This is a genomic window from Streptomyces silaceus, from assembly GCF_001419745.1.
Lineage (GTDB): Bacteria > Actinomycetota > Actinomycetes > Streptomycetales > Streptomycetaceae > Streptomyces > Streptomyces silaceus.
The window spans coordinates 1-2410 of the sequence record NZ_LIRJ01000686.1 but is presented as its reverse complement, the minus strand read 5'-3'; the positions used below and the strand labels follow the sequence as shown (position 1 = coordinate 2410).

Genomic DNA, 2410 nt, shown 5'->3' with positions numbered 1-2410 from the left:
GCGAAGGCGCCGCCCGCGGCCAGTGCCCAACTCGCCGATGTGCCCGCCTCGGTGAAGGGCGGCGTGATCACCGTCGGCGACCCGAAGGCGAAGCATACGGTCAAGGTGTACGAGGACCCGCGCTGCCCGTTCTGCAAGCGGTTCGAGGAGGGCGGGGCGCAGGCGCTGGTGAAGCCGGTGGCCGACGGCAAGGTCAAGGTCGAGTACACGATCGCCTCGTTCCTCGACAAGAACCTCGGCGGCAGCGGCTCGGTGAACGCGGCCAACGCGCTGCGGGCGTCGGTGGAGGCGGGCACGTTCCCGCAGTTCCACGCCGCCGTCTTCGCCAACCAGCCGGAGGAGGAGTCCGACGACGCCTTCACGCCGGACTTCCTGCTGAAGATCGCCGACAAGGTCGACGGGCTGCGCGGCGGCGCCTTCGACAAGGCGGTGAAGAACGGCACGTACAAGAAGTGGGTCGGCGAGGCGATGGAGGCCTTCTCCGCCGACGGCATCCAGGGCACGCCGACCGTCTTCCTCGACGGCAAGAAGCCGGAGGGCAACTCCCTCTACGAGCAGGCGGCGTTCGCCAAGGAGCTCAAGGCCGCCGGAATCTCCTGACCGTCCACCGGGGCCTTCGAAGGCCCCGCCCGGGCCCCTTCGGGGCCCGCCGGGGAGGCACGGCATCCCGCGTGAGCGGGCGGCAGGCCAGACCGATCAGGACCGCCGTGAAGTGGCCCAGGTCGGTGAAGGTCCTGCCGGTGATCAGCGGGGTGCCGTACACCGCGAGGACGGCGACGGGATACGCGTACCGCCAGGGCGGCGGAAGCCGGTGCGCGAGGACGGCGACCACGCCCGCCAGCGCGTAACTCACGCCCACGTCAAGGGTGTCGACCGAGGACCGCGGCGCGGCGCCGTGCCGGATCGCGAGCGCGAGGACGCCCTCGCTGATGAGCGTGGCCAGGACGTGTGCGAGCGCCGCGACGGCCAGCCAGCGCCAGGTGCCGAGCCAGCGCTCGGCGGTCGCGTGGAAGACCGTGTAGAGCACGGCGTACGGCAGCCAGCCGCTCCCGTCGATCCAGAACGCGCTGGAGACCAGCACCCGCACCGGATTCCGCGACAGCTCGTGGATGTTCGTGGAGCGCCGGCGCAGGAACTCCTCCTCGAACTCCGGCGACATGTGGTGCATCGCGACGGTCGTGACGAACAGCGCCGCCAGCCAGACGTACGTGCCCGGGGCGGAGCGTACGTACGACGTGACGGCGAGCACGGCGGCGCGGGCGCCGTCTGCCGCGCGGCGGAAAATGCGCATGCGGTGATTCACGCACGCCGCTAGGGTCGCCGGTGTGATCGACATTCGCATTCCGGACGAGCTGGTCGAGTCGCAGCACACCTACGCGGGGGAGCCGGGCAGGGCCTTCATCGCCGCGCTGCCCGAGCGGGTGAGGGAGACGGTCGGGCGCTGGGACCTGACGGTCGACGGCGCTCCCCTGCACGGCATGGCCGCCCTCGTGCTGCCCGTGCGCCGCGCCGACGGCACGCCCGCCGCGGTCAAGTTCCAGATCCTGGACGAGGAGACCGAGGGCGAGCCGGTCGCGCTGCGGCTGTGGGACGGCGACGGCGCCGTCCGCCTCCTCGACTACGACGACGCCCACGGCACGATGCTCCTCGAACGCCTGGACTCCACGCGGATGTTGTCGACGATGGCCGACACCCACCAGGCCGTCCTCGTCATCGCCGAGCTCCTCGCCCGGCTGACCGCGGGGCCCGCGCCGGACGGCATGCGCACGCTGGGCGACATCGCCGCCGAGATGCTCGACGAGCTGCCCGGCGCCCTCAAGGCCGTCCCCGATCCCGCCGAGCGCGCGGTCGTCGAGCGGTGCGGGGGCGCGGTCCGCGAGGTCCTGGGGGAGCCCGGCGACCGGATGCTCCACTGGGACCTGCACTTCGAGAACGTCATGGCGGGCGGGCGGGAGCCGTGGCTCGCCATCGACCCCAAGCCGCTCGCCGGGGACCCCGGCTTCGACCTGTGGCCCGCGCTCAACAACCGGTTCGAGCCGGACGACGTGCTGTGGCGGTTCGACGCGATGACGGAGGTCCTCGGGCTCGACCGCGAGCGGGCGCGCGCCTGGACGCTCGGCCGCGTCCTGCAGAACGCGCTGTGGGAGATCGAGGACGGGCGGTCGCTGGACGCGGACGACATGGAGACCGCGCGGCTGCTGCTGGGGCGGTGAGGCGGGACCCCGGCGGTGGGCCGGCCCTCGCGCCGGTGCGGCGGTGGTCCGCGGCGCGGTGGGCGACCGGCTGGTGAGACGGCTTTGACCCCTGCCGTACGGACGTGGCTTGCTGCCGCCATGATTCGTACCGCCACACCCGCCGACATCCCCGTCATCCACGCGCTGGTCCGCGACCTCGCCGCGTACGAGAAGGC

At 72.6% G+C, this 2410-nt stretch carries 3 protein-coding genes and 1 pseudogene; 3 read left to right on the top strand and 1 reads right to left on the bottom strand.

Going from position 1 to position 2410, the window contains the following annotated elements; translation table 11 throughout:
- A partial coding sequence (locus AOK22_RS38660) for a DsbA family protein (protein ID WP_055703297.1) occupies positions 1 to 600 on the top strand: 600 nt, incomplete at its 5' end.
- Here the strand turns inward: AOK22_RS38660 and AOK22_RS38655 are convergent.
- Complete coding sequence (locus AOK22_RS38655; protein ID WP_079037119.1) at positions 578 to 1291, bottom strand: rhomboid-like protein; 714 nt, start codon at positions 1289 to 1291, stop codon at positions 578 to 580. The genes AOK22_RS38660 and AOK22_RS38655 overlap by 23 nt on opposite strands.
- Before the next feature lie 34 nt (positions 1292 to 1325).
- On the opposite strand from AOK22_RS38655, the gene AOK22_RS38650 reads away from it, so the two are divergent.
- Together AOK22_RS38650 and AOK22_RS43610 are read left to right on the top strand one after the other, a co-directional pair.
- Positions 1326 to 2213, top strand: a complete 888-nt coding sequence (locus tag AOK22_RS38650; RefSeq protein WP_055703296.1) for an aminoglycoside phosphotransferase family protein — start codon at positions 1326 to 1328, stop codon at positions 2211 to 2213.
- Between the two features lie 120 nt (positions 2214 to 2333).
- Positions 2334 to 2410: pseudogene (locus AOK22_RS43610) on the top strand (GNAT family N-acetyltransferase); the annotation flags it as partial.